The organism is Mesorhizobium amorphae CCNWGS0123 (assembly GCF_001686985.1).
Lineage (GTDB): Bacteria > Pseudomonadota > Alphaproteobacteria > Rhizobiales > Rhizobiaceae > Mesorhizobium > Mesorhizobium amorphae.
The window spans coordinates 3,706,996-3,726,850 of the sequence record NZ_CP015318.1; the positions used below are offsets into that span (position 1 = coordinate 3,706,996).

Below are 19,855 nucleotides of genomic sequence, written 5' to 3' on the forward strand. Positions count from 1 at the left end.
TTTGATCGGTATCGCTTAGGCTGATTGAAGAATGCGCGCAACCTTGCAGGCATGGCGCGACGGCGTGCCGCGCCGCCTTGTCTTGCCAGCAAGCATGCTATGGTTCACCAATCCGCGACTTCAACCGGGATGAGCCCATGGCTGCCATAACCGCCGCGGCACCTTACGCTGGCCGCGATCGCGACCTGCACAACCGGGCGCTTGTGCGCGGCTGGCTCTATGTCGTGCTTCTGGTGCTGGTCGCGCTGGTGCTGGTCGGTGGCGCCACCAGGCTTACCGAGTCCGGGCTGTCGATCACCGAATGGCAGCCGATCCACGGTGTCATCCCACCGCTCAACGACGCCGAGTGGCAGGAAGAGTTCCAGCGCTACCAGCAGATCCCTCAGTACACCGAGCTCAACAAGGGCATGAGCATCGAGGCGTTCAAGTCGATCTTCTGGTGGGAATGGGTGCACCGCATCCTGGCGCGCGGCGTCGGTGTGGTCTTTGCCTTGCCGCTGCTGTTCTTCTGGGCGACGCGCCGGATCGAGAGCGGGCTGGGGCCAAAGCTGGTCGGCATTCTGCTGCTTGGCGGCCTGCAGGGCGCGATCGGCTGGTGGATGGTGGCGTCCGGTCTGGTCGACCGCGTCTCGGTCAGCCAGTACCGGCTGGCGACGCATCTGACACTGGCGGCACTGATCTTCACTGCAACCATGGTGGTCGCGCGCGGGCTCGCCCCGCATTCCGAACCGGCTGCCGACCGCTCGACACAGCGACTGGCCGGTTTCATCGTGCTGCTGGCACTGGTGCAGATCTATCTGGGCGGACTGGTCGCCGGACTTGATGCCGGGCTGAGCTACAACACCTGGCCGCTGATGGATGGCAAGGTGATCCCCGGTGATCTCTTGCTGCTCGAGCCGGCCTGGCGCAATTTCTTCGAGAACCCGAAGACAGTGCAGTTCGTCCATCGGCTCGGCGCCTACACGATCTTCGTGGTCGCGCTCTGGCACATGATTGCCACGCGCATCCGCCTGCCGGGCACGACGCATGCCCGCCGTGCGACGCTGCTGTTCCTGATTGTCCTGGTGCAGGCCTCGATCGGCATCGGCACGCTGTTGATGCAGGTGCCGCTGCACATGGCGCTGACGCATCAGGGTTTTGCGCTGGTTCTGCTGGGTTTTGCCGCCGCGCACTGGCGCGGCACCAAGGGCGCGTATCCGCTACCTCACCAGATAGCCGTCAGAACCTGACGCCAGTTATTCTGGCCCCGAAGGTCACATCCAGAATTCGTTCGATGTGGTCTTCGTATCGCCATCGAATTCGGCCTGACGGGCGACAGCGTCGGACGGTGTCGACTGCTCCTGCTGGGCGGCCTTGTCGGCGGCCTTGAGCGCGGCGAGCTTGGCCTTCAGGGCGGCGATCTCCTTGTTGCAGCTTGGCGGCCTGAACCTGGTCCTCGACCGTCTTGGCCTCTTCTTCCTTGGCCTGGATCTGCTTTTCGAGCGCGGCCTCCTGCGATGCGTTGCTGGACGCGCTGGACGAAGAAATCTGCGTCGCCTGAGAAGAGCTTGAAACCGCGCTGACCATGCCCCGATTCCCTTGTGGTTGCCGAATCTGTCTGTAGGCGATCATCGTGAATGGGGCGTTAGCGGAAGCGTCGGCGCGTCTATGACTGGTCAGAAATCGCGCCGCACCGCCCGGATTTTCCTCGCGATCGACAGCTCGATTCTCGTCGGCCGCGTTGCCGTCCTCGTGGTGCCACGCAGCCGACAGGCAGCCATAGGCAATGGCATGATCGAGGATGGCGGGCGAGGTCTGGCCGAGCGTCCCGGCAAAGATTTCGGCCATATGCGCGATACGGTGCGGATCGAGGCAGAGATCGTCGCGCTCGAGCGGATTGTAGAACATGTTGGCCGCATCGAAGCCGGGGTCGCCGAGCACGCCTTTCGGGTCGAAGGCGAGCCAGCCGCGCGTCCCGAACATGATGTTGTCATGGTGCAGGTCGCCATGCAGCGGCCTGATGTCATGCGGGTCGGCAAGCAGCCGCTCGGCGATGGCGGCCGCCTCGACATAGAGACTGGCATGACCGGCCGCGCGAGCTGCCTTGGCCTTCCTGAACAGGCTGAAGTATCGCGTCCGCAGCGGCTGAAGGTCCGGTGGGGCAGGGTGCTTTGACGGCGAGAACAGTCTTGCCATCACCTCGGCGGCGATCGCGGTGGCGGCATTGTCGCCCTGATCGTCCAGCACCTGCGACAGCAAGGTGTCGCCGGCATATTCGAGCAGCATGCGGTGACCGTCGCGGCCGAGCAGCCGCACCGCGCCTTCGCCGCGCCGCCAGGCTAGAAAATGCTCGCCGCGCAATTCGTCAGCGACATCGTCAAAGGGTTTCAGATCCTTGACGATCGCCGGCTGGCCGTCCTCGCGCAAAACCTTCCAGATGCGGCTGGAAAAGGTTTCGGCAATGAGTTCAGGCGCGCTGACCTTCCAGCGCTGCGGAAACTCCGGCATCTGCACTCACCGCTTGATGCCGAGCATCAGGTCCATGTTCTGCACGGCCGCACCCGAGGCGCCCTTGCCGAGATTGTCGTAGACGGCGAGCAGCAGCGCCTGCGCCCGTTCGTCATTGGCAAACACGTAGACCTTCATCCGGTTCGTGCCGTTGTAGACCTCCGGATCGACCTCGGGGATGCGCTCAAGATGCGTATAGGGTGCGACTTCGACTGCGCCGCCCTCGATTGCCGCATAATGGTCGGCGATCGCGGCGTGAAGCTCCGCACCTGTCGGCACGCGGTCGAGGCCGCCGAGTTGCAGCGGCACCACCGTGATCATGCCTTGCGCGAAATTGCCGACCGCCGGCTGCATGATCGGGTCATGCGACAGCTTCGCATAGGTCCTGAGTTCCGGCACATGCTTGTGCTGGAGGGTGAGCCCATAGGGCAGGAATTCCGAGGCATCCTCGCCCTTGGCGACGTAGTCCTCGATCATCGGCCGGCCGCCGCCCGAATAGCCCGAAATGCCGTTGACGGTGACCGGGAAATCCGGCGGCAGCAGGCCTGCCGACACCAGTGGCCGTAGCGTCGCGATCGGCCCCTGCGGCCAGCAGCCGGGATTGGCGACGCGCTTCGCCGAAGCGATCTTCTTCGCCTGATCCTTGTCCATCTCGGCAAAGCCGTATTGCCAGCCCTCGGCGACGCGAAACGCGGTAGAGGCGTCGATCACCCTTGTGGTGTCGTTCTCGATCAGCGAAACGCTCTCCTTGGCAGCGGCATCCGGCAGGCACAGGATCGCGACATCGGCGGCATTGAGGAATTCGGCGCGGGCCGCCGTTTCCTTGCGGCGCTCGGTGGGGATCGAAATGATCTCGAGATCGCCGCGCTCGGCAAGCAGCGCCCTGATCTGCAGACCGGTCGTGCCGTGCTCACCATCGATGAAGATTTTCGGTTTCATAGCCTGATCAAATTCCCTGACATTTCAAAACTATATGCCGTGACCGTGATTCGCTGCGCCATGATTGCCGTTGTTCAGATCTTCCTGACGAGCCTTCCGTTCGGCCACTAGGCCGAGATAGTGCATGGCGACCATCGAACCGGCGATCGCCGTTATATCGGCGTGATCGTAGGCCGGCGCAACCTCGACGACATCGGCGCCGACAATATCGACCTGGCCAAGCTGGCGCAGCGTCGACAGGATTTTGGCCGAGGATGGTCCGCCGGCGACCGGGGTTCCGGTGCCAGGCGCGAAGGCCGGGTCGAGGCAGTCTATGTCGAAGGTGAGGTAGGTCTTCCTGCCGCCGGTGCGATCGACGATGGCATAGGCGATGTCTGACGCCCGCATTTCCTCGATCTCGTGGCCGTAGAGGATCTTGATGCCGAATGTATCCGGCGCATGCGTGCGGATGCCGATCTGGATCGAACGGTCAGGGTCGATGATGCCTTCCTTGACGGCGCGGCCGACGAACGAACCGTGGTCGATGCGCTTGCCGTCATCAGGCCAGGTATCCTGATGGGCGTCGAACTGCACCAGCGCCAGTGGGCCGTGGATGGCGGCATGCGCCTTGAGCAATGGCCAGGTGACGAAATGGTCGCCGCCCAGCGACAACAGGAAGGCGCCTGATTTCAGGATCTTCGCCGCTTCGCGCTCGATCGTGCCGGGCGTCTTCTGGTGGTTGCCGCTGTCGAGCAGACAATCGCCATAGTCGACCACCGCCAGGTGCTCGAACAGGTCGCGCGAGAACGGATATTGCGGGTCGTTGTCGAGGATGGCCGAAGCGCGGCGGATCGCCTGCGGCCCGAAGCGTGCGCCAGGCCGGTTGGTGACGGCGGCGTCGAAGGGAATGCCCCACACCACCGCGTCCGCGCCCTTCACGTCCTTCGTGTATCTGCGTCGCATGAACGACAGTGCGCCGGCATAGGTCGGCTCGAAGGATGCGCCCGTCTTGGAGCGGGCAGTGAAGGCGTGGTCGATGTTCTGGTTCGCCATTACGGATCCTCGGTTTGTCGGGCTGCCACAACTACAGAACCGGCACGCAACATGCCAGTCACAGTCTGAGGAGACGGAATGGCACTCGCTGAGTGCCATGGCAGCACAGGATTTGTATCATCATGACGCAGGCCGCTTTGCTCAACCTTGCATCCGCTCCGGCAGCGACCCGGGCCGGCACGAAAGCGGGCGAGCGCTTCCTAGTGCTCGATTCCTGGCGTGGCATCTGCGCGCTGCTGGTGGCGCTGTTCCATTTCCCGACCAGCTCGATGATTTCGCAAAGCGCCTTCGTCGGCGGTTCCTATCTTTTCGTCGATTTCTTCTTTGTGCTGTCGGGCTTCGTCATTGCCAGCTCCTACGCCGACCGGCTGAACGAGCCGGACGAGGTCGCGCGCTTTGCGCTGGTGCGTTTCGGCCGCGTCTATCCGCTGCATCTTGTGATGCTCCTGGCCTTCGCCGCTTTCGAGATGCTGCGGCTGCTGCTGCCGCAATTGCACGGCACGGGCGCCGCACCTTTCACCGGCGGCTTCGACGTCAAAAGCCTGGTGACGAATCTCTTCCTGCTGCAAGGCATGGGCCTCGAGGATCATCTCTCCTGGAACGCGCCGAGCTGGAGCATCTCGGCCGAGTTCTTCACCTATCTCATGTTTGCCGGCGTTGTCTTCGTCGCAGGCCGGCGTGCCTGGATCTGGTTCGTCGCCGCCGCGCTCACCGCGCCTTTGTTCCTGCTTGCCTTCTCCAACAGGCATATGGACGTATCCTTCGATTTCGGCTTCATCCGCTGCCTTTACGGCTTTTCGCTTGGCGCGCTGCTGGCATGGTTTCAGCACGATTCCATTGCAGCGGCGCGACAGTCGCTGGCCGGCGGCCGTGCACGGATGGCCTGGACATTGGCCGAGATCATGATGATTGCGGTGATCGGCCTCTTCGTCTCGCTGGCGGGAAGCAATGACGCCGGGATCGCGGCGCCCTTCGTGTTTGCGCTGGCGCTCTTTCTCTTTGCCCATGAAGGCGGGCTGGTCAGCGCCTTGCTACGCAGCCGGCCGATGCTGGCGCTGGGCGCGTTCTCCTACTCCATCTACATGGTCCACATCTTCGTGCAGGCGCGCATGATCAATGTCGCCGGACTGGTCGAGCGCAAGCTGGGTCTTGGGCTGGTCGGTGATATCACCGTACGAGGCGAGGCCGCGACCGGCTTCGGCGCCGCCTCGCCATGGTTTGGTTTCGCGGCAATCCTGGCGATGCTCGTTGCGGTCGTCGTTGCCTCCTGGGTTTCATGGCGTTTCGTGGAAATGCCGGCTCTGGCCTGGTTCCGCCGGCTCGCAAAGCGCATCTGAGGCGCTGCCGCGGCCGATCCGCTAGCCGGCTTCGTTCACCGGCCTGTCATGGGCATCGCCTATCCGGGGTCCGATCCGGAACGGAGCGATTCTCGATGCGAACGATCTGGCAGAGCCTTCTGTTTGCCGCAGGACTTGCCGCCTCTGTTGGCCACGCCTCGGCCAGCGAAACCCGCGCCAGGCAGATCCTCGACCGCTTCGAACACGCCAACCAGTGGCGCGACCATGTGCTGGTGGCGGCGCACCGGGCCGGCAGCATGCAGGCCGGCAAGACGCTTTACCCGGAAAATTCGATCGCCGCCGTGGAAGGCTCGATCGCCATCGGCGCCGAGATCGTCGAGGTCGACATCAGGCGTTCGAAGGACGGCGAATTCGTCGTCATGCATGACAGCTGGCTCGACCGCACGACGAATTGCAAGGGCGAGGCGGCCAACTACACCGTCGCGGAACTCAAGCGCTGCAGGCTCGTCATCGAAGGCACTGGCGCGGTCACCAATGAGACGGTCTCCACGTTGCGCGAAATGCTGACGGTGACGAGGGACAAGATCCTGATCAACCTCGACAACAAGCTCGATGTCCAGGCTCTGCCGGGCATGATCGCGGTCGCCCGCGATCTCGGCATGGCCGATCAGGTCATCGTCAAGGAGAACCTCTGGAACCAGCAACGGATAGACAGCGTCAAGGCGGCCCTGGCTCGGACCGGCGGCGGTTTCCAGTTCATGCCGATCATCGCCGACGACGCCGTGCATGATGCAGCCTTCGCCGAACAGGTCGGCAAGGCTTTTTCGCCCGGTGCGATCGAGCTCATCAACTGGCGGGCAGGGACCGAGACCCTGACCGAGACTGGCGGTCCGTTGTTCAGCACCCGCATGCGCGCCGTGTCGGTGCGGGGTGGCTGGCACATCTGGGCCAACACCTACGCCATCGTCAACAAGCCGGGTGGTTTTCTCTCCGGTGGCCGTGGCGACGAGCTGGCCGTGCAGGCCAGCCTGCCAGCCGAGACCTACGGCTTCTGGGCCGAGCGCGGCGCCACCATCATCCAGACCGACGAGCCAAAGGCGGCGATCGGCTGGCTGGCCGCGAATGGTTTTCGCGTGCCCTATGCCGAACAGGCGCGGCCGGCCGAGCCAGCGAATACGGCGAGCATCAACTAGGTTCCGGCGTGGGCGCCATCACCCCACCCGGCGCTGCGCGCCGACCTCCCCATCGAGGGGAGGTGGGGCGTCGCGCTCCTACATTCAGGCGGCCATCGCCACGCCGTCCAATTCTCTGAGCGCATCCGCCGGCAATGCGAGTTCGGCTGCAGCGAGGTTCTCCCGCAAATGCGCGACGGACGATGTGCCGGGGATCAGCAAGATGTTGGGTGCGCGGTGAAGCAGCCAGGCGAGCGCGACCTGCATCGGCGTGGCACCGAGGCGAGCCGCAACGTCCGACAAGGTCGACGATTGCAGCGGGTTGAAGCCGCCGAGCGGGAAGAACGGCACGTAGGCGATGCCGTCGCGGCCAAGGTCGTCGATCAGGGCGTCGTCACCGCGATGCGCCAGATTGTACTGGTTCTGCACGCAAACGATCTCGGCGATCCGGCGTCCTTCCGCGATCTGCGCCGACGTCACGTTGCTCAGTCCGATGTGCCTCACCAGACCTTGCCGCTGAAGCTCGGCCAGGACCGTAAGCGGCGCCTCGATCGAGCCTTCGGCGGGACCATGCGTATCGAACATGACCCTGAGGTTGACCACGTCCAGCACGTCGAGCCCGAGATTGTTGAGATTGTCGTGCACCGCCTGGGTCAGCGCTTCCGGCGAGAACGCCGGCAGCCATGATCCGTCAGCGCCGCGGCGGGCTCCTATCTTGGTGACCATGACGAGGTCGTCGGGGTAGGGCGCCAGCGCTTCGCGGATCAGCAGGTTGGTGACGTGCGGACCGTAGAAGTCGCTGGTGTCGATGTGGTCGACGCCGGATGCGACGGCATCGCGCAGCACGGCCAGTGCCGCGTCGCGATCCCTAGGCGGGCCGAAGACGCCGCGCCCTGCGAGCTGCATGGCGCCATAGCCGAGGCGCTTTACCGTGCGGCTGCCGAGGGCGAACGTTTCGGGCTGTTGGATACTTGGCATCGTTGATCTCCTTTGAGGAGACGAAGATAGGCGCTGCTCAACCTCATGATAATCAGGTACAATTCGCACAGGCTGTGCGGAATGACGAACAATGACGGACCTCGGTGATCTGAACGCCTTCGTGGCCGTGGCGCGCGCCGGCGGCTTTCGTGACGGCGCGCGTGCCAGCGGCGGCAGCGCCTCGGGCTTGAGCGAGGCGGTGCGCCGTCTCGAGGCGCAACTCGGTGTCAGGCTGTTCAACCGCACGACGCGCAGCGTTGCCTTGACGGATGCGGGTGTAGGCCTGCTGGCGCGGCTCGGTCCGGCCTTGAACGAGGTCGAGGCGGCCCTTGACGTGGTGAATGGTTTTCGCGACCAGCCAGCCGGCACCTTACGGCTCAATGTACCAATCAGTGCGGCGCGGCTGGTGTTGCCCAGCATCGTTCCGCGGTTCTTGCTCGCTTACCCCGGCATTCGGCTGGAGGTGGTCCCCGAGGAAAGTTTCGTCGACGTGCTGGCGGCTGGCTGCGACGCCGGTATCCGCTACGACGAGCGGTTGGAACAAGACATGATTGCCGTGCCGATCGGACCCCGCGTGCAGCGCTTCACCACATCCGCCTCGCCGGCCTACCTTGATCGCCATGGCCGGCCTCAACACCCCAGCGAATTGCTTGGCCATGCTTGTATGCGTGGCCGCTTCCCCAGCGGAGCCATGCCGTCGTGGGAATTCGAACGTGACGGTGAGGTGGTGCGGGTCGATCCTACAGGCCCGCTGATCGTCGGGATCGGTGGGGGAATCGATCTCGTCGTCCATGCGGCAATCGCTGGCCTGGGCATTGTATGGCTCTTCGAAGACTGGATGCGCCCGCATTTCGAGAGTGGTGCGCTGGAACCCATACTGGAGCCGTGGTGGCAGCGCTTCCCGGGGCCATTCCTCTACTATCCCGGACGGCGCCTAGTGCCGGCGCCGTTGCGGGCGTTCATAGACTTCGTCAAGGATGGCGGGGCCTGAGGCACACCAAAAGAAAAGGCCGCCCGGAGGCGACCTTTGGATCGTCCGAATTTCGTAGCTCTTAGCGCTTCGAGAACTGGAAGCTGCGGCGGGCCTTCGCCTTGCCGTACTTCTTGCGCTCGACGACGCGGCTGTCGCGGGTCAGGAAGCCACCCTTCTTGAGCACGGAGCGCAACGTCGGCTCGTAGTAGGTCAGCGCCTTGGAGATGCCATGGCGCACGGCACCGGCCTGGCCGGACAGGCCGCCGCCGACAACGGTGGCGACGATGTCGTACTGGCCGGCGCGGTTGGCCGCGATGATCGGCTGGTTGAGGATCATCTGCAGGACCGGACGCGCGAAATAGGTCGCGAATTCCTTGTCGTTGACGACGATCTTGCCGGAACCCGGCTTCACCCAGACACGCGCGATGGCGTTCTTGCGCTTGCCGGTGGCATAGGCGCGGCCCGACTTGTCGAGCTTCTGGACATGGACGGGGGCGGCCGGCTGCGTATTGAGGTTGCCGGTAGCCGATCCGAGTTCTGCGAGCGAGGAAAGCTCAGCCATCTTACGAAGCCTTCTTGTTCTTGGCGTTCAGCGCGCCGACGTCGAGGGTGACGGGCTGCTGGGCGACATGCGGATGTTCCGTGCCTGCATAGACGCGGAGATTCTTCATCTGGCGACGGCCGAGCGGGCCACGCGGGATCATGCGTTCGACGGCCTTCTCGACGACACGCTCGGGGAAACGGCCCTCGAGCAGCTGGCGCGCGGTGCGCTCCTTGATGCCGCCGGGGTGGCCGGTGTGCCAGTAATAGACCTTGTCGGTGAACTTCTTGCCGGTGAACACCACCTTGTCGGCGTTGATGACGATGACGTTGTCGCCGTCGTCGACATGCGGGGTGAAGGTGGGCTTGTGCTTGCCGCGCAGATGGTTGGCGATGACAGTGGCGAGGCGGCCGACGACGAGACCTTCGGCGTCGATCAGCACCCACTTCTTCACCACATCCGCAGGCTTCTGCGAAAAGGTTGGCATGGATTTATCGCTTTCGGTTTGACCTTCCCCATCCACGAATGACAAGGAAAGGCGTTTCTTGTTGCTTGGATTGGCAACAGGCACTTGCCCGCCGCCAATAACAAAACGGCGGCCTTTGCGGGCCGCTGCTTCGTGGTGGCTTATAGGGGAGGGTGTTGCAGGCGTCAAGGTGCATGAAAAGCATGTTGGCGCATAAAATGCAGCAAAAACAACCGCTTGCTAAAAAGGTATTATTTTACCACATCACCTGCCCGTTTCGGTGGGATCGAATAGGTCCCTGTTGCATGTGCGACCGTCTGTCCGTCCGGGCCGGCGACGATGTCGATGTCGAACACCATCAGGCTCTTGCCCAGTTTGAGGATGCGGCAGTGGCCGTCGATCGGCCCGGCCTCGGCCTTGCGGACAAAATTGATGTTGAGATTGGTGGTCACCGAAAGCGCATCAGGGCCGGCATGCGAGAGCACGCAGACATAGCCGCCAATGTCGGCCAGCGTGAACAGCGACGGGCCAGACACCGTACCGCCGGGGCGCAGATGCCGCGCGTCGGCATTGAGCCGCACCGTGCAGCCGCCGGGAAACACCTCGAGCGCCTGGTAGAAGGCAAACTGGTCGTTGAGCTGCGGGTAGACGGTTCCCATCAGCGCGTTGACTTCCGCCGCCGTTAGCACCGGTTTGAGATTGTCTTGGGCGGGCATTGGCGGTTTCCTACATGGAGCCGGTATGGGCTCAGCAACTGGTCCAATAGTCGGGGTCGAGAAAACACGTCTCGCAGCTTTTCTTCAATCGGCAGCGTGCTAGTTCTTTTGTTCCATGGCTCGCGAATACACAGAGCGGGCACACAGAGAGGTTTGGACCCATGGCCGAAATCGTCGCCATCAAGCCGGCCGTCGCCGAAGGTCCGGTTGTCTCACAACAGAACAAGGGCGTGCTGCGGCTGACGCTCGCCAGCCCACCGGCCAATGCCTTGTCGCTTGCTGTTATGGCGGCTTTGACGGCGGAGCTCGACCGCGCAAAAGCGGACAAATCCGTCCGCGTCATCATCCTGGCCGCGGCCGGAAAGGTGTTCTGCGCCGGGCACGATCTCAAGGAACTGACCTTGCATCGCGCAGATGCCGACAAGGGCAAGGCGTTCTTCGAACAGACCTTTACCGCTTGTGCGGCGCTGATGCAGACGATCGTGCGCCACCCGAGGCCCGTCATCGCCGAGGTAGACGGCCTGGCCACCGCCGCCGGGCTGCAGCTGGTCGCCAGCTGCGACCTCGCCATCGCCTCGCATGAGGCGACTTTCTGCACGCCCGGCGTCAACATCGGCCTGTTCTGCTCGACGCCGATGGTGGCGCTGTCGCGCAACGTCTCGCGCAAGCACGCCATTGAGATGCTTCTGACCGGCGAGACCATCGATGCGGCGACGGCCAAGGAATTCGGCCTGGTCAACCGCATCGTGCCGCGCGAATACTTGAATCAGATTGTCACCAAATACGCGCAAACCATTGCTTCCAAATCATCTTTGGTCGTGAAGACCGGCAAGGAAGCTTTCTATGCGCAGGCCGAGATGGGCCTAGCGGATGCCTATGCCTATACCGGCCGCGTCATGGTGGAAAACATGCTGGCCCGCGACGCCGAGGAAGGCATCGGCGCCTTCATCGGCAAGCGCAAGCCGGAGTGGAAGGAGGACTAGAAATGGAGCCGCGCATCTCCATCATCACCATAGCCACCGACGATCTCGACCGCGCCGCGCGCTTTTACGAGGCGATGGGCCTGAAACGCCATGCCGGGATCACCGATGGCGTCGCCTTCTTCCAGATGGGCGGCGCCATTCTCGGCCTGTTCCCACGCGCCAGCGCCGAGGAGGATTCGGGCGTCACCTTCGCCGGAGCACCGTCGGCGGTCTACCTTGCCTACAACACCCGCTCCGACGCCGAGGTCGACGAGGTGCTTGCCATGGTCGAGAAGGCCGGCGGCCGTGTCGTCAAGCCGGCAAGCCGCGCCTTCTGGGGCGGCTGGTACGGCTATTTCGCCGATGCCGACGGGCATGTCTGGGAAGTGGCGCACAATCCGGCCTTTCCGATCGCGGAAGACGGCTCGATTTCCCTGCCGGCCTGACCGCATCCGTATGGCGCCTCGCAAGCAACTGACGCGGCTGAAGGCGCCCTACCTCAAGCGCATCCTGCTCGAGCCGGCACGGGTAGCAGACTGGGAAAAGTACCCGTGGAACCTACCGATCTTCCGTGAGCGCGAATTCCAGTTCGAATTCACCACGCCGATCACCATCATCGTCGGCGAGAACGGCACCGGCAAATCGACGCTGCTCGAGGCAATCGGCGCGCTGGCCGGTTACGACGAGGCCGGCGGCGGCAAGGGCTACAGGCCGGTCGATCATACCGCCGCCATCGACAAGAGTGGCGCGGCGCTTGCCGACACGCTACGCGGCCACTGGCTGCCCAAGGTCACCGCCGGCTGGTTCTTTCGTGCCGAATCCTTTTACTCCGTGGCCCGTTACCTCGACCAGGCGGCGCTGGACTCTGGTGGGGCGCCACCGGATTTCCTGTCGTGGTCGCATGGCGAGGGCTTTATCCGCTTCTTCGAGGAGCGTTGCCGCCGGCAAGGCATCTACATCCTCGACGAGCCCGAAAGCGCGCTTTCGCCGACGCGCCAGATCGAACTGCTCAAACTGCTCAGGCGAATGGACCAGTCGGGAACGGCGCAGGTGATCATGGCGACGCATTCGCCGCTGCTGATGGCCTGTCCCGGCGCGCGCCTGTTCCGCATCAGCCGCTTTGGGCTCGATCCGGTCGATTTTCAGGATACCGACCATTTCCGCATGATGCGCAATTTCTGCAGCGACCCGGATGGTTTTCTCACCGAGGCGTTGTATGAGGACGAGGCATGAACCACGACAGCTACGACAATGCCTACATCGGCGGCATCCTCAATTCGGTGAAGACCATCGCCATGGTCGGCGCGTCGCCCAACGACGTGCGGCCAAGCTTTTTCGTGCTGAAATACCTTTTAGCCAAGGGGTTCTCGGTGTTCCCGATCAATCCGGGACATGCCGGCAAGGAGATCCTCGGCCGAACCGTCTATGCAAGGCTCGTCGATCTCCCTGAACCCATCGACATGGTCGACATCTTTCGCGGCTCCGCGGCCGTGCCTGGCGTCATAGAGGAGATTTTGCGGCTCGATCCCTTGCCGAAGGTCGTCTGGATGCAGCTTGGCGTGCGCAATGATGAGGCCGCCGCGCGCGCCGAGGCCGCCGGCATGAAGGTGGTGATGAACCGCTGCCCCAAGATCGAATACGGCAAGCTGTCCGGCGAGATCGGCTGGACCGGCGTCAACTCGGGCGTGCTGTCGTCGAAGAAGCCGCTGATGCGCCAGGGATTCCAGAGTTTTGGCGTTCGCCAGAAGTAGAAGCAAAATTATTCCGCAGGCTGGCGCATTTTCTCGCTCACCGGGCGCCGATCGCTCGCCGAAAGGCATTTTCTTCTTTGCATTCGCAAGCGCGCTTCGCCAAGAATGCCCGGCGATTTTGAGAGATTTCAAAAGGGAGGTTTTAGATGACCCGTACGCCCGGTTTCAACACGCTCGCCGTTCATGCCGGCGCCAAGCCTGATCCGGCGACGGGGGCACGGGCGACCCCGATCTACCAGACCACTTCCTATGTCTTCGACGACGCCGATCATGCGGCCTCGCTGTTCGGGCTGAAGGCGTTCGGCAATATCTACACCCGCATCATGAACCCGACGCAGGCGGTGCTCGAGGAACGCGTCGCGGCACTCGAGGGTGGCACAGCGGCACTTGCGGTCGCATCGGGTCATGCCGCGCAGATCCTGGTGTTTCACAACCTCATGCAGCCGGGCGATAATTTCGTCGCCGCGACAAGGCTTTACGGCGGCTCGATCAACCAGTTCGGTCATGCTTTCAAGAATTACGGCTGGCAGGTGCGCTGGGCCGACACCGACGACGTCTCGACCTTCGAGAGCCAGATCGATGACAGGACCAAGGCGATCTTCATTGAGAGCCTGGCCAATCCGGGCGGCGTCTTCGTCGACATCGAGAAGATCGGCGACATCGCCCGCAAGCACGGCCTGCCGCTGATCGTCGACAACACGCTGGCCTCGCCCTATCTGGTGCGGCCGATCGAGCACGGCGCCGACATCGTCGTGCATTCGTTGACCAAGTTCATCGGCGGCCACGGCAATTCGATCGGCGGCGCCATCGTTGACGGCGGCACCTTCGACTGGTCGAAGTCGGGCAAATATCCGATGTTGTCGGAGCCACGCCCCGAATATGGCGGCATCGTCCTGCACGAGACCTTCGGCAATTTCGCCTTCGCCATCGCTGCGCGCGTGCTCGGCCTGCGCGACATCGGTCCGGCGATCTCGCCCTTCAACGCCTTCCTGATCCTGACCGGGCTGGAAACCCTGCCGCTGCGCATGCAGCGGCACTGCGACAACGCCGTGACGGTTGCCGGCTGGCTGTCCAACCACCCCAAAGTCGCCTGGGTGAACTATCCCGGCCTGCCCAGCGACAAGAACAACGCCCTGCAGAAGAAGTACTCGCCGCTCGGCGCCGGCGCCGTCTTCACCTTCGGCCTCAAGGGCGGCTATGCGGCGGGCGTCAAATTCGTCGAGGCGCTCGAACTGTTCTCGCACCTTGCCAATGTCGGCGACACCAAGTCGCTGGTCATCCACCCGGCCTCGACCACGCATCGCCAGCTTTCCGACGAGCAGAAGGTCAAGGCGGGCGCCGGGCCCGACACGGTCAGGCTTTCTATCGGCATCGAGGATGTCAACGACATCGTCGCCGATCTGGAACAGGCGCTGGACAAGGTCTGAGATCATGACCACGCCGAACTTTCTGTCCGTCGATACCGACAGCGTCGAACCGGAAGCCGGCGCGCCGGCGCCGGATCGCCTGATCTCGGGCGATCCGAAATTCCGTACCTGGAACGTCGAGGAGCGCGACGGCGGCCTCTATGCCGGCATCTGGGAATCGACGCCGGGCAAATGGCGCATCGTCTATGACGAGTGGGAGTTCTGCCACATCCTGTCGGGCGTGTCGGTCATCTCCGAGGACGGCGGCGAGGCGCGCACCGTGCGGGCCGGCGACAGTTTCGTGCTCCGGCCCGGCTTCAAGGGCAGTTGGGAAGTGCTTGAAACGACGCGCAAGGAATATGTGATCAAGCTCTGACGACCTGCCGGCGGGTCACAACAGGCGATCGATATCCGCGTCGGAAAATCCGTATCCGTTCATCATCTCCCTGTGCCAGGAACCACCCAGCAATTCGCCGAGGCAGGAGTCGAGACGCTGGCGCAGCGCCGCACTGCCCTTGGCGAGCGCGAAAGCGCCGGCGGCCGGTTGCTTTTCCTCTGCCGGGACGTTGATGACCGCGAGATCTGCCTCGGGGTGCCTGCCCAGATAGCCGCGATGCGCCATGGCGACGCTGGCATAGGCATGCACCGCACCGGCCGCAACGACGTCAGCCGCTTCGGCCTGCGTGGCGAAGATCCTGATGCGCTCGGACGGAACACCATTCTGCAGGGCCGTCTGATGCTGGACCTGACCTGAGATGACGCCAATCAGGGCCGCCCCGTCCTCGGCGACGGATCGATAGCCGTCGAAGGCGCGCGGATTGCTTTTCGCGACCAGAAGCCCGTCCGGCAGCATCCAGATCGGCCGGGTGAAGTCGACGAGCTTCAACCGTTCGTCCGAAATGAACAGTCCCGTGGTCATATCCCAGCGGCCCGAGGCGAGCCCGGACAGCAGCTCGGCGAACTCTGTCTCGATAGGTGAAAAGCTCTCCAGTTCCAACAGCTGGCAAACCTTGTCGGCGAGCATGGCGTCGCAGCCTCCCAGAACCCCCGAAGCGTCGGTGAAGCAGAAGGGAGGCTCCTGCAGGAACGCGAATCTCATTGTCACTGGTCCTGTCACTGGTCAGAAAGCCACCGCGAGCCTTTCCAGCCCATGGAAATGAAAGGTGTCGCGGAAGCGCGGCTCATCCGCAAGGTGGAGCCGGGGCTGTCGCTCGAACAAGGTCTTCAGGGACACCTGCAATTCGAGCCTCGCCAGCGGCGCGCCGATGCAGAAATGGATGCCGGCGCCGAACGAGACGTTTTTCTGGTCCCCGCGTCCGGGTCGGAAAGCGCCGGGTTCGGCAAAGGCCAGGGGATCGTGATTGGCCATGCCGAGCAGCAGCGCGATCTTGTCGCCAGGCTTGAGCACGATCCCGGGCCCGGCGTCGATCTCCTCATAGGCATAGCGCAGGAACATGTGCAGCGGCGCGTCGAAGCGCAGGCATTCCTCCACCGTTGCCGCGGTCGCGTCCGGCGTGGTGAAGAAGCGGCTGGGGTCACCGCCTTGCGCCAGGATCGAACGCACGGCATTGCCGGTCTGGTGCACGGTCGCCTCATGGCCGGCATTGAGCAGCAGGATGGCCGAGGACACCAGTTCGTCCTCCGACAGTTTCTGGTCGTCCTCCTGCGCCGCGATCAGCAGCGATAGCAGGTCGTCGCCCGGCTGCTTGCGTCGCTCGGCGACATAGCCGCGCAAAAAGTCGGAAAAGTCGCGCGCGGCGCGATTGGCCGTCTCTTCGGTCTCACGCGTGCGGCCATGCATGTACATGGCAACCATCTGGTGCGACCAGTCGAGCAGCTGCGGCCCCATCTCGACCGGCACGCCGAGCATTTCGGCAATGATGGTGATCGGCAGGGGCGAGGCAAAGGACGGCAGCAGGTCGACTCCGTCAGGCTCGAACCGGTCGATCAGCTCGTTGGCTAGAGCCTCGACGCGCGGCCGGAGCCGCTCGATCTGGCGCGAGACGAAGGCGCGGTTGACCAGCGTCCGCAGCCTGGTGTGGACCGGCGGCTCGAGTTCCAGCATCGAATTAGCCTCGATGCCGTCGAAGGCGCTGAGATGCGAGCGGTCCGCGCCGACACCGCGGCTGTCGGGAATGCCGGCCGGGTTCTGGCGGCCGAAACGGCGGTCGCGAAGCAGCCGGTTGACGTCGTCGAAACCGCCAAAACACCAGAAGCCGTAATCCTCCCAGAAAAAGGCACTCGATGCGCCATGCAGGAAGCCATAGGCCTTGTATGGATTCTGGAAGAACGCCGGCTCATGCGGGTCGAGCCGCAACCGGCGATTGGCTGGATCAAGCACGAGATAGGAGGGCATCAATTCGATCATGCCAGATGATTAGCGCGCCTTGCCTGCCCGCTGCCAGACCGTATGTTGGCGCCCGGCAACCCAATGTATTGAGCCAGAAGAAGCGGCTACCGAAGGAAGTTTTCCATGAACGTGATCGTGGTTGGTGCCGGCATCGCCGGACTTTCGACGGCGTGGTCGCTGGTCAAGGCCGGCCATAGCGTGTCGCTCGTCGAGCAGGGGCCGATCCCCAATCCGCTCGCCGCGTCCGGCGACCATCACCGTGTCATTCGTCGCGCCTACCGTGCCGGAACCGGCTATGGCCGATTGATCACCGAAGCCTACGAGGCCTGGGACGAGATGTGGGCCGATCTCGGCGAGAACCACCTCGATCCCAGGGGCTTCCTCTGCATCTCGCGCGAGCCGGGCGATGAGGCCGAGGAATACCGCGAAGGTTTGGAGGAGGGGAATTTTCCGTTCGAATTGTTCGAGCCCGACGCTGCGGTTGAGCGCTGGCCGTTCCTCGAGCCCAATTCGTTCCGCTACGCCTATTTCTCGACGGAAGGCGGCGCCCTGCATTGCCGCGGGATCGCCTCGGGCCTCGCGGCATGGCTGCGCGCCAACGGCGCCAACATCTATGAACACAGCAAGGTGACGGAGGTCGACGCCGAGGCAGGCCGCATCGTGCTGGCCTCTGGCGAGACCATGCAGGCCGACCGCATCGTCGTCGCGGCCGGCGCCTGGGTGCTGAAACTGTTTCCGGAACTCGGCGGCGAACTGAAGACTTTTCGCACCGCGCTCGCCTATGTCGAACCGCCGGCGAATCTGCAAGCGACCTGGGAGGCGGCCCCCGTCGTTCTCGACGTTGGCGGCGCCACCGATGGTTATATTATCCCGATCTCGCGTGGCGCCGGCATGAAATTCGGTTCCGGCCTGCACAGGGTGCCGACCAGCGACGCCGACTGGAACCGCGAGCCGGTGCCGGGCGAGGGGGAGGCGATCCGCAACCTGTTCTCGCCGCCCATCGCCAACATCGAGGAATACGAGGTGACCGAAGTCGTCACCTGTGCCTATACCTTCACCGCCGACGAGAAGTTCCTGGCGCATGAGAAGGGCAAATGCCTGATCGTCTCGGCCTGCTCCGGCCATGGCTACAAATTCGGCGCGGCGGTCGGCCGGCGCGTGGCGGCGGCAGTCGGCGACGGCGACATTGCCGGCCTGAAGAAATGGCTGCGGGCGGAGGTTGCCTAATCCGGGCAGTGCCGCGCAATATGCACGCGCCGCCACTTGGTGGAGCCCTCTCGCACCAGCACCCGGCGCGGTACCCTCTGGTATGAAGGCGCAATCTCGGTGATGCGGCGTCGTTCCGGCCGCACCAGTACCTCCCGGGCGACACTTTCATATTCAGCCGGAAGAACCACGCGCCGCGTGCGCGCGGGCTCGACGATCACCGTTTCGGCAACGCGCGCATATCGCGCCTTGCGCCAGACCTTGCACAGCACCTTGCGGCCGTGGATGACGCGCCACTCCCAGGCATAGCCGCCATCGTCGACCTTGACCGTGTGGTAGATGGTGCGCGTGATTGCCGGCACGACCTCATAGGTGACGCGAGGAGGCGCGATCAGCTCCACGCTCTCGCGCGTGCCGTAGATCGGCGGATCGTAGTCGACCAGCTGCCCGCCAGGGCTCACCATCACGTCCTCATAGACCGTGTCGTAGAGGGCCGGCCTGTGCTCTGGTTCATAACATTCAAGCGCGCGGCCGCCGGCCGCGGTTTCGGACGCGGTGGCAAGGATTGCGAGGCTGGCAACGGCGAGCGATGCAGGACTTTTCTGGATCATGACACTCCCCCTTCGCGAACGCGTGGTACAGTTCAACGCAGAAGTGTAGCGCAAGGCGCATCGCGAGGAAGTGATTTTGCCGCGTTTCGTTAAGCGGCGCGGTTAAGGAATTGCTACCGGGGCGTCGCCGCAATTCCTTGCGCTCAACGCTTGATTCGACTTAACCAGATGGCTAGGAGGGGCGGCCTTGCGCTAGGGTGAGCCGGCATCCTATTTACAACGTAACCGTCAAGAACCGATTCTGCCCGACTTGCTCATTTCCCGGCGCCGGAATCCCATCTCCAAAAAGGGATAGTCATGAAGAACCCCGTCGAAACCTACATGAACCTCGTTCCGATGGTGGTCGAACAGACCAATCGCGGCGAGCGGGCCTACGACATTTTCTCGCGCCTGCTGAAAGAGCGCATCATCTTCATCACCGGTCCGGTCGAGGATGGCATGGCGACGCTGGTTTGTGCACAGCTTTTGTTCCTCGAGGCCGAGAACCCGAAGAAGGAAATCAACCTCTACATCAATTCGCCGGGCGGCGTCGTCACCTCGGGCATGGCGATCTACGACACCATGCAGTTCATCAAGCCGGCGGTGTCGACGCTGTGCATCGGCCAGGCTGCTTCGATGGGCTCGCTGCTGCTTTGCGCCGGCCAAAAGGACATGCGCTTTGCCACGCCGAACGCCCGCATCATGGTTCACCAGCCTTCCGGCGGCTTCCAGGGCCAGGCGTCCGACATCGAGCGCCATGCCCAGGACATCATCAAGCTGAAGCGCCGTCTCAACGAGGTCTATGTCAAGCACACCGGCAAGAGCTACGACGAGATCGAAAAGACGCTCGACCGCGACCATTTCATGACCGCCGACGAGGCCAAGGATTTCGGCCTCATCGACAAGGTCATTTCGTCGCGCGAACCGGTCGAAGGCGTTGCCGCATAAGCCGCAATGGCAGCTGGATGGCGGGGATAACGCGCTTTTG

At 63.5% G+C, this 19,855-nt stretch carries 21 protein-coding genes and 1 pseudogene; 12 read left to right on the forward strand and 10 right to left on the reverse strand.

Translation table 11 applies throughout. The features are described 5' to 3' along the window. Positions 1-137: 137 nt before the first annotated feature. Entirely contained in the window at positions 138-1,229 is a 1,092-nt protein-coding gene (locus tag A6B35_RS17370) for a COX15/CtaA family protein (protein ID WP_006201869.1), read from the forward strand. Between the two features lie 466 nt (positions 1,230-1,695). Here the strand turns inward: A6B35_RS17370 and A6B35_RS17380 are convergent. The 3 genes and pseudogenes from A6B35_RS17380 to speB form a co-directional block, all read right to left on the reverse strand. Beyond that, a pseudogene (locus A6B35_RS17380) lies at positions 1,696-2,487 on the reverse strand (aminoglycoside phosphotransferase family protein); the annotation flags it as partial. Between the two features lie 6 nt (positions 2,488-2,493). Then, positions 2,494-3,426 (reverse strand): N-acetyl-gamma-glutamyl-phosphate reductase, encoded by a 933-nt coding sequence (gene argC, locus A6B35_RS17385; RefSeq protein WP_006201867.1) that lies wholly within the window; start codon positions 3,424-3,426, stop codon positions 2,494-2,496. A 30-nt stretch (positions 3,427-3,456) separates the two neighbouring features. Further along, on the reverse strand, positions 3,457-4,458 hold the full coding sequence (speB, locus tag A6B35_RS17390) for an agmatinase (protein WP_006201866.1): 1,002 nt from the start codon (positions 4,456-4,458) through the stop codon (positions 3,457-3,459). A gap of 122 nt (positions 4,459-4,580) precedes the next feature. Here speB and A6B35_RS17395 point away from each other — a divergent pair, with 122 nt between their 5' ends. Both A6B35_RS17395 and A6B35_RS17400 read left to right on the forward strand, forming a co-directional pair. Further along, positions 4,581-5,795: an acyltransferase family protein gene (locus tag A6B35_RS17395; protein WP_006201865.1), complete on the forward strand. Its 1,215-nt coding sequence runs from the start codon at positions 4,581-4,583 to the stop codon at positions 5,793-5,795. Positions 5,796-5,890: 95 nt separating this feature from the next. Next, entirely contained in the window at positions 5,891-6,949 is a 1,059-nt protein-coding gene (locus A6B35_RS17400) for a glycerophosphodiester phosphodiesterase family protein (RefSeq protein WP_006201864.1), read from the forward strand. Between the two features lie 84 nt (positions 6,950-7,033). Here the strand turns inward: A6B35_RS17400 and A6B35_RS17405 are convergent, their stop codons facing one another. Further along, entirely contained in the window at positions 7,034-7,906 is an 873-nt protein-coding gene (locus tag A6B35_RS17405) for an aldo/keto reductase family oxidoreductase (protein WP_006201863.1), read from the reverse strand. Between the two features lie 91 nt (positions 7,907-7,997). Between A6B35_RS17405 and A6B35_RS17410 the strand changes: the two genes are divergently transcribed. Beyond that, positions 7,998-8,897 (forward strand): LysR family transcriptional regulator, encoded by a 900-nt coding sequence (locus A6B35_RS17410; RefSeq protein WP_006201862.1) that lies wholly within the window; start codon positions 7,998-8,000, stop codon positions 8,895-8,897. A 61-nt stretch (positions 8,898-8,958) separates the two neighbouring features. Here the strand turns inward: A6B35_RS17410 and rpsI are convergent, their stop codons facing one another. From rpsI to A6B35_RS17425, 3 genes are all read right to left on the reverse strand, one after another. Beyond that, the gene (rpsI, locus tag A6B35_RS17415; RefSeq protein ID WP_006201861.1) at positions 8,959-9,441 is read right to left on the reverse strand and encodes a 30S ribosomal protein S9; all 483 of its coding nucleotides are present in this window, start codon (positions 9,439-9,441) and stop codon (positions 8,959-8,961) included. Position 9,442: 1 nt separating this feature from the next. Next, positions 9,443-9,907 carry a 50S ribosomal protein L13 gene (gene rplM, locus A6B35_RS17420; RefSeq protein ID WP_006201860.1) on the reverse strand — a complete coding sequence of 155 codons (465 nt, stop codon included), beginning with the start codon at positions 9,905-9,907 and terminating at the stop codon, positions 9,443-9,445. A gap of 230 nt (positions 9,908-10,137) precedes the next feature. Then, complete coding sequence (locus tag A6B35_RS17425; protein ID WP_006201859.1) at positions 10,138-10,602, reverse strand: PaaI family thioesterase; 465 nt, start codon at positions 10,600-10,602, stop codon at positions 10,138-10,140. A 161-nt stretch (positions 10,603-10,763) separates the two neighbouring features. On the opposite strand from A6B35_RS17425, the gene A6B35_RS17430 reads away from it, so the two are divergent. The 6 genes from A6B35_RS17430 (at position 10,764) to A6B35_RS17455 (ending at position 15,097) form a co-directional block, all read left to right on the forward strand. Continuing rightward, complete coding sequence (locus A6B35_RS17430) at positions 10,764-11,585, forward strand: enoyl-CoA hydratase (protein ID WP_006201858.1); 822 nt, start codon at positions 10,764-10,766, stop codon at positions 11,583-11,585. Positions 11,586-11,587: 2 nt separating this feature from the next. After that, positions 11,588-12,010, forward strand: a complete 423-nt coding sequence (locus tag A6B35_RS17435) for a VOC family protein (RefSeq protein ID WP_006201857.1) — start codon at positions 11,588-11,590, stop codon at positions 12,008-12,010. Between the two features lie 10 nt (positions 12,011-12,020). After that, positions 12,021-12,797, forward strand: a complete 777-nt coding sequence (locus A6B35_RS17440; protein ID WP_006201856.1) for an AAA family ATPase — start codon at positions 12,021-12,023, stop codon at positions 12,795-12,797. Next, the gene (locus tag A6B35_RS17445; RefSeq protein ID WP_006201855.1) at positions 12,794-13,315 is read left to right on the forward strand and encodes a CoA-binding protein; all 522 of its coding nucleotides are present in this window, start codon (positions 12,794-12,796) and stop codon (positions 13,313-13,315) included. Before A6B35_RS17440 ends, A6B35_RS17445 begins: the two co-directional genes overlap by 4 nt. A gap of 146 nt (positions 13,316-13,461) precedes the next feature. Continuing rightward, complete coding sequence (locus A6B35_RS17450) at positions 13,462-14,742, forward strand: O-acetylhomoserine aminocarboxypropyltransferase (RefSeq protein WP_006201854.1); 1,281 nt, start codon at positions 13,462-13,464, stop codon at positions 14,740-14,742. A gap of 4 nt (positions 14,743-14,746) precedes the next feature. Continuing rightward, positions 14,747-15,097, forward strand: coding sequence for a cupin domain-containing protein (locus A6B35_RS17455; protein WP_006201853.1), 351 nt, complete (start codon positions 14,747-14,749; stop codon positions 15,095-15,097). A 15-nt stretch (positions 15,098-15,112) separates the two neighbouring features. Here the strand turns inward: A6B35_RS17455 and A6B35_RS17460 are convergent, their stop codons facing one another. After that, entirely contained in the window at positions 15,113-15,820 is a 708-nt protein-coding gene (locus A6B35_RS17460) for a transporter substrate-binding domain-containing protein (protein ID WP_081482126.1), read from the reverse strand. A 21-nt stretch (positions 15,821-15,841) separates the two neighbouring features. Then, entirely contained in the window at positions 15,842-17,089 is a 1,248-nt protein-coding gene (locus tag A6B35_RS17465) for a cytochrome P450 (RefSeq protein ID WP_006201851.1), read from the reverse strand. Between the two features lie 105 nt (positions 17,090-17,194). On the opposite strand from A6B35_RS17465, the gene A6B35_RS17470 reads away from it, so the two are divergent. Continuing rightward, positions 17,195-18,298: an NAD(P)/FAD-dependent oxidoreductase gene (locus A6B35_RS17470; RefSeq protein WP_006201850.1), complete on the forward strand. Its 1,104-nt coding sequence runs from the start codon at positions 17,195-17,197 to the stop codon at positions 18,296-18,298. On the opposite strand, the gene A6B35_RS17475 is transcribed toward A6B35_RS17470, so the two are convergent. Beyond that, positions 18,295-18,888 (reverse strand): hypothetical protein, encoded by a 594-nt coding sequence (locus tag A6B35_RS17475; RefSeq protein ID WP_006201849.1) that lies wholly within the window; start codon positions 18,886-18,888, stop codon positions 18,295-18,297. The two genes, A6B35_RS17470 and A6B35_RS17475, sit on opposite strands and share 4 nt — an antisense overlap. 297 nt (positions 18,889-19,185) lie before the next feature. Between A6B35_RS17475 and clpP the strand changes: the two genes are divergently transcribed. Then, on the forward strand, positions 19,186-19,815 hold the full coding sequence (clpP, locus tag A6B35_RS17480; protein ID WP_006201848.1) for an ATP-dependent Clp endopeptidase proteolytic subunit ClpP: 630 nt from the start codon (positions 19,186-19,188) through the stop codon (positions 19,813-19,815). Positions 19,816-19,855 lie beyond the last annotated feature (40 nt).

Coding starts and splice junctions, on each gene's coding strand:
- A6B35_RS17370 (WP_006201869.1), top strand. CDS start 138: ATGGCTGCCATAACCGCCGCGGCACCTTACGCTGGCCGCGATCGCGAC.
- speB (WP_006201866.1), bottom strand. CDS start 4,458: ATGGCGAACCAGAACATCGACCACGCCTTCACTGCCCGCTCCAAGACG.
- A6B35_RS17440 (WP_006201856.1), top strand. CDS start 12,021: ATGGCGCCTCGCAAGCAACTGACGCGGCTGAAGGCGCCCTACCTCAAG.
- A6B35_RS17395 (WP_006201865.1), top strand. CDS start 4,581: ATGACGCAGGCCGCTTTGCTCAACCTTGCATCCGCTCCGGCAGCGACC.
- clpP (WP_006201848.1), top strand. CDS start 19,186: ATGAAGAACCCCGTCGAAACCTACATGAACCTCGTTCCGATGGTGGTC.
- A6B35_RS17430 (WP_006201858.1), top strand. CDS start 10,764: ATGGCCGAAATCGTCGCCATCAAGCCGGCCGTCGCCGAAGGTCCGGTT.
- A6B35_RS17405 (WP_006201863.1), bottom strand. CDS start 7,906: ATGCCAAGTATCCAACAGCCCGAAACGTTCGCCCTCGGCAGCCGCACG.
- A6B35_RS17465 (WP_006201851.1), bottom strand. CDS start 17,089: ATGATCGAATTGATGCCCTCCTATCTCGTGCTTGATCCAGCCAATCGC.
- A6B35_RS17400 (WP_006201864.1), top strand. CDS start 5,891: ATGCGAACGATCTGGCAGAGCCTTCTGTTTGCCGCAGGACTTGCCGCC.
- A6B35_RS17435 (WP_006201857.1), top strand. CDS start 11,588: ATGGAGCCGCGCATCTCCATCATCACCATAGCCACCGACGATCTCGAC.
- A6B35_RS17445 (WP_006201855.1), top strand. CDS start 12,794: ATGAACCACGACAGCTACGACAATGCCTACATCGGCGGCATCCTCAAT.
- rplM (WP_006201860.1), bottom strand. CDS start 9,907: ATGCCAACCTTTTCGCAGAAGCCTGCGGATGTGGTGAAGAAGTGGGTG.
- A6B35_RS17470 (WP_006201850.1), top strand. CDS start 17,195: ATGAACGTGATCGTGGTTGGTGCCGGCATCGCCGGACTTTCGACGGCG.
- A6B35_RS17425 (WP_006201859.1), bottom strand. CDS start 10,602: ATGCCCGCCCAAGACAATCTCAAACCGGTGCTAACGGCGGCGGAAGTC.
- rpsI (WP_006201861.1), bottom strand. CDS start 9,441: ATGGCTGAGCTTTCCTCGCTCGCAGAACTCGGATCGGCTACCGGCAAC.
- argC (WP_006201867.1), bottom strand. CDS start 3,426: ATGAAACCGAAAATCTTCATCGATGGTGAGCACGGCACGACCGGTCTG.
- A6B35_RS17460 (WP_081482126.1), bottom strand. CDS start 15,820: ATGAGATTCGCGTTCCTGCAGGAGCCTCCCTTCTGCTTCACCGACGCT.
- A6B35_RS17455 (WP_006201853.1), top strand. CDS start 14,747: ATGACCACGCCGAACTTTCTGTCCGTCGATACCGACAGCGTCGAACCG.
- A6B35_RS17475 (WP_006201849.1), bottom strand. CDS start 18,888: ATGATCCAGAAAAGTCCTGCATCGCTCGCCGTTGCCAGCCTCGCAATC.
- A6B35_RS17450 (WP_006201854.1), top strand. CDS start 13,462: ATGACCCGTACGCCCGGTTTCAACACGCTCGCCGTTCATGCCGGCGCC.
- A6B35_RS17410 (WP_006201862.1), top strand. CDS start 7,998: ATGACGGACCTCGGTGATCTGAACGCCTTCGTGGCCGTGGCGCGCGCC.